The 4477-nt window shown below is 68.1% G+C and carries 6 protein-coding genes; 3 read left to right on the top strand and 3 right to left on the bottom strand.

The window, feature by feature from the left end; genetic code table 11:
• Both WAZ62_RS20915 and WAZ62_RS20910 read right to left on the bottom strand, forming a co-directional pair.
• Positions 1 to 655: DNA translocase FtsK 4TM domain-containing protein (locus WAZ62_RS20915; protein WP_422645469.1), on the bottom strand; the 655-nt coding region annotated here is incomplete at its 3' end.
• 153 nt (positions 656 to 808) lie between these two features.
• Positions 809 to 1147, bottom strand: a complete 339-nt coding sequence (locus WAZ62_RS20910; protein ID WP_422645468.1) for a P-II family nitrogen regulator — start codon at positions 1145 to 1147, stop codon at positions 809 to 811.
• Positions 1148 to 1285: 138 nt separating this feature from the next.
• On the opposite strand from WAZ62_RS20910, the gene WAZ62_RS20905 reads away from it, so the two are divergent.
• Together WAZ62_RS20905 and WAZ62_RS20900 are read left to right on the top strand one after the other, a co-directional pair.
• A complete protein-coding gene (locus WAZ62_RS20905; protein WP_422645467.1) occupies positions 1286 to 2920 on the top strand; it encodes an FMN-binding glutamate synthase family protein in 1635 nt (544 codons plus the stop codon).
• Positions 2917 to 3432, top strand: coding sequence for a L,D-transpeptidase family protein (locus tag WAZ62_RS20900; protein WP_422645466.1), 516 nt, complete (start codon positions 2917 to 2919; stop codon positions 3430 to 3432). Before WAZ62_RS20905 ends, WAZ62_RS20900 begins: the two co-directional genes overlap by 4 nt.
• Here the strand turns inward: WAZ62_RS20900 and WAZ62_RS20895 are convergent.
• Positions 3417 to 4112: a YggS family pyridoxal phosphate-dependent enzyme gene (locus WAZ62_RS20895; protein WP_422645465.1), complete on the bottom strand. Its 696-nt coding sequence runs from the start codon at positions 4110 to 4112 to the stop codon at positions 3417 to 3419. The two genes, WAZ62_RS20900 and WAZ62_RS20895, sit on opposite strands and share 16 nt — an antisense overlap.
• Between WAZ62_RS20895 and WAZ62_RS20890 the strand changes: the two genes are divergently transcribed.
• On the top strand, positions 4111 to 4477 hold a 367-nt coding region (locus WAZ62_RS20890), incomplete at its 3' end, for a thiamine phosphate synthase (RefSeq protein WP_422645464.1). The two genes, WAZ62_RS20895 and WAZ62_RS20890, sit on opposite strands and share 2 nt — an antisense overlap.

The raw sequence follows: 4477 nt of genomic DNA, 5'->3' as shown, positions 1-4477 counted from the left end.
CGACCAGCCAGCGGCTGCCGGCCTGGCCGATCCGGCTGGCACCGGCGGCGCCCCGGCCAAGGGCGCGCCATTCGCCGATGCTGAGGCCCATGGCGAAGACGAGCGCCATCAGGGTCAGCAGCATCAGGACGAAGGACAGACCACTGCCCGCGAGGCCGATGCCGAAGGTGGCGAGGCCCGACTGGACGGCGGGGGCGACCATGCCGCCGACGAGCCCGCCAAGGCCACTGCGCAGGGGCCAGTCCGGCCCGACGTCGAAACCATTGACCGAGGCGGCGCCCAGAACCAGCGCCAGAAGGCTGAGGGCGCCATTGATGCCCCAGTGGCGAAGGCCGTGGTGCGAGAACAGCCGCCAGCCCCAGGCGCCGAAGATCAGCGGCAGCAGGCCCGAGGCGACACCTGTCCACTGAATGAGGAAATCCGCCGTGAAGGCGCCGATGGGGCCGATCAGATTGCGCGTCGGCGCGTCGGTCTCGACATTCAGGCTGGCATCGCCCGCCGTGTAGGAGACAAGGGCAAGACCAAGCGCGGTCGCCAAAGTGAACAGACCAAGGCCAAGGATTTCGGCCGAGCGGGCGCGCAGGGCGCGGCCCAGCCCCTTGGGCAACAGGCGCCGCCCGACGCTTCCCGATGATGTGCCGGCCGTTTGGGCCATGTGACCTCGTGGCGATGGCGGCCGGATGGTGCCGGCCGGAAATACGCAAGGACCGCGCGGCCGGGCCGCGCGGAACGAATCAACAACCCGAGGCTACACGTCGCCGCCCCGCGGAACAACAGAAGGGGGCGGGCCCCCGGGGAAGAGGAGGGATCAGATCGATTCAGACCCGCGCTCGCCGGTCCTGATGCGGATGGCGTCTACCAGTTCGATGACGAAGAGCTTGCCGTCGCCCAGCTTGCCGGTATGGGCCGATCGCTCGATCACCTCGAGCGCCTCGGCCAGCTTCTCGTCCTCGACCGCGATGTCGATACGCAGCTTGGGCACGAAGGCGATCTGGTATTCGGCCGAGCGATAGATTTCCGTATGGCCGTGAGAGCGCCCGAACCCCACCGCTTCGGCCACCGTCATGCCGTGAACGCCGATAGCGTCGAGCGCGGCACGGACCGGCTCCAGTTTGAACGACTTGATGACGGCGACGATCAGTTTCATGGGCACGCTTTGGAACGGTTCGTCGAAGTCTAGGCCCCGTGCCCGCCGCTGGGTAGGGATAAGTGCAGGGCATTTCGGCGCGGCATTGATTATGTTGCTCTCGCGCCCGCCGGAATTCGGTCCCAGAAGGGGAAAGCCATGGCCTTCATGCACGTCTCGCTGCTCAGCCGCTATGCGGCCTTCGCCCTGATCGCGGGCTTCGCCGTGCTGTCCCTGCCCTTTCTCGGCGCGATCGATGGACTCTGGCCCTTCACCCTGACCGCCATCGTCCTGACCGGCATCGGCATTTACGATCTGCGGCAAACGCGCCACGCGGTCCGGCGCAACTATCCGGTCATCGGCCATATCCGCTATCTCGCCGAGGCGATCCGTCCCGAGATCCGGCAATATCTGCTCGAAGGCGACAACGAACAGGTGCCCTTCTCCCGCGCCCAGCGCAGCCTCGTCTATGCGAGGGCGAAGAACGAGGGCGGGGAGAAGCCCTTCGGGACCCTGACGGATGTCTATGGCGCGGGCTATGAATTCATCAGCCATTCGGTGCGGCCGGCGTTGATGGCCGATCCCGCCGGCTTTCGCGTCACCGTCGGCGGGCCGGAATGCCGCCAGCCCTATTCCGCCTCGGTCTTCAATATCTCGGCCATGAGCTTCGGCGCCCTGTCGGCCAACGCCATCCGCGCCCTGAACAAGGGCGCGAAAATGGGCGGCTTCGCCCATGACACGGGCGAGGGCAGCATCAGCCCCTATCACCGCGAGCATGGCGGCGACCTGATCTGGGAACTGGGCAGCGGCTATTTCGGCTGCCGCGCGGCGGATGGCCACTTCGACCCGGCGAAATTCGCCGCCCAGGCGCGCGACCCCCAGGTGAAGATGATCGAGATCAAGATGAGCCAGGGCGCAAAGCCGGGCCATGGCGGCATCCTGCCGGCGCATAAGGTCAGCGCCGAGATCGCGGAAACGCGCGGCGTGCCCATGGGCGCCGACTGCGTCTCGCCCAGCCGGCATTCCGCCTTCTCGACCCCGATCGAATTGCTGCAGTTCATCGAGACCCTGCGCGACCACTCCGAGGGCAAGCCGATCGGCTTCAAACTGTGCATCGGCCACCCCTGGGAATTCATGGGTATCGTGAAGGCCATGCTGGAAATCGGCATCCTGCCGGATTTCATCGTCGTCGACGGCAAGGAAGGCGGCACCGGCGCCGCCCCGGTGGAATTCACCGATCACCTCGGCGTGCCCCTGCGCGAAGGCCTGCTGTTCGTCCACAACACGCTGATCGGCGCCGGCCTTCGCGACCGGATCCGCATCGGCGCCGCCGGCAAGGTGGTGTCGGCCTTCGACATCGCCAGCCTGCTGGCGCTGGGCGCCGACTGGGTGAATGCCGCCCGGGGCTTCATGTTCGCCATCGGCTGCATCCAGTCCCAGTCCTGCCACACCAATCGCTGCCCGACCGGCGTCGCGACCCAGGATCCCTTGCGCCAGCGCGCCCTCGTCGTGCCCGACAAGGCGGAGCGGGTGCGCAGCTTCCACCGCAACACGATGAAGGCCCTGGCTGAAATGCTCGCCGCCGCCGGCCTCGACCATCCGTCGAAACTCGGCCCTCATCATCTCGCCCGCCGCGTCTCCTCGACCGAGATCCGCCTGTTCTCGCAGATCCATTACGGGATGCGCCCGGGCGCCCTGATCGAAGGCGGCGTGACCAGCGACTTCTACAAGTCGAGCTGGGAGATGGCCCGCGCCGACAGTTTCGACGCGGCGCCGATGGACGTGGCGCGATGACGGAAGAGGACGACATCGAGGTCTTCCCGGACGGCACCGCCCGTTTCGCCGGCCGCGCCTTCGCGGTCAGCCTGGGCCGGGCCGGCATGGTCGTGGACAAGCACGAGGGCGATGGCGGCACGCCGGTCGGCACCTGGCCCCTGCGCCGCGTGCTGTACAGACCGGACCGGCTGGCGGCGCCGGCCTGCGCCCTGCCGGTCACGGCCATCGCCATGGACGACGGCTGGTGCGACGCGCCGGATCACCCGGCCTATAATCGCCCGGTCCGGCTGCCCTTTCCCGCCAGCCACGAAGTGATGTGGCGGGAAGACCATCTCTATGATCTCGTCCTCGTCGTCGGCCATAACGACGATCCGCCGGTGCCGGGCCGGGGCAGCGCCATCTTCCTGCACCCGAAACGGCCGGACGAAGGGCCGACGGCGGGCTGCATCGCCTTCGAGCCGGGTGATTTTCTGTGGCTGCTGGCGCATCTGTCGCCGGACAGCCGCCTCGTCACTCACGCCGGGGCGTAATCCCGCGCGCCGAAGATCGCCGTGCCGACGCGGACATAAGTCGCGCCGAGGCGCACCGCCACTTCGTAATCGCCCGACATGCCCATGGACAATTCCTTGAGTCCGTTGCGGGCCGCCAGCTTGGCCAGCAGGGCGAAATGCAGCGACGGCTCGTCGTCCGCCGGCGGGATGCACATCAGGCCGGTGACATCGAGGTGATAGGTGTCGCGGCACAGGGCGACCAGGGCATCGGTTTCGGCCGGCAGGCAACCTGCCTTCTGCGGCTCCTCGCCCGTGTTCACCTGGATGAAGCAGCGCGGCCGGCGGCCCAGTTTTTCCGAGGCCTCGGCGACGGCGGCAGCCAGTTTCTCGCGGTCGATGCTCTCGATCACGTCGAACAGGGCGACGGCGTGTTTCGCCTTGTTGGACTGGAGGGGACCGATCAGGTGAAGTTCGAGATCGGGAAATTCCGCCTTCAGGTCGGGGAATTTGCCTTCCGCTTCCTGCACCCTGTTCTCGCCGAAGATGCGCTGACCGGCGGCCAGCGCCTCGCGCACGGCGGCGGCGTCATGGGTCTTGGAGACCGCGACCAGTTTCACGGCGGCGGGGTCGCGGCCGATGCCGCGGGCGGCCTTGGCGATGCGGTGCTCGACACGGGCGAGCCGATCGGCGACGGTTTCGGGTGAATCGGACAGCGTCATGATGGACAGGACCCTAGCAACCGCAGCCCGGCGCCTCAATGCCCGCCATGCCGCAAGGCGGCTTTTACCGCCGCTCGTCCTGCTGACCGACCGGCTGCGCCTGCCCGATCCGCTGGCGGCGGCGGCAAAACTGCCCGCGGGCAGCATCGTCATCCTGCGCGACGGTGATCTGCCGTCCGGGCAGCGACTCGCCCTTGGCCTCGACCTCGCCGCCCTGTGCCGGCGACGGCGGCTCGTGCTGCTGGTCGCGGGTGATCCGGCCCTTGCCCGGCGCATCAGGGCGGATGGCGTCCATTGGCCGGAGAAGCAACTGCCGATCCGGGTATCGGGCCTCGCCACCGCCGCCGCCCATTCCCTGCCCGCCC

Origin of the sequence: Zavarzinia sp. (assembly GCF_049306435.1) — a bacterium.
Taxonomy (GTDB): Bacteria; Pseudomonadota; Alphaproteobacteria; order Zavarziniales; family Zavarziniaceae; genus Zavarzinia.
Note: the sequence above shows the minus strand (reverse complement) of the source record. Positions and strands in the feature narration are given on the sequence as shown.

Coding starts and splice junctions, on each gene's coding strand:
- WAZ62_RS20900 (WP_422645466.1), top strand. CDS start 2,917: ATGACGGAAGAGGACGACATCGAGGTCTTCCCGGACGGCACCGCCCGT.
- WAZ62_RS20905 (WP_422645467.1), top strand. CDS start 1,286: ATGGCCTTCATGCACGTCTCGCTGCTCAGCCGCTATGCGGCCTTCGCC.
- WAZ62_RS20895 (WP_422645465.1), bottom strand. CDS start 4,112: ATGACGCTGTCCGATTCACCCGAAACCGTCGCCGATCGGCTCGCCCGT.
- WAZ62_RS20910 (WP_422645468.1), bottom strand. CDS start 1,147: ATGAAACTGATCGTCGCCGTCATCAAGTCGTTCAAACTGGAGCCGGTC.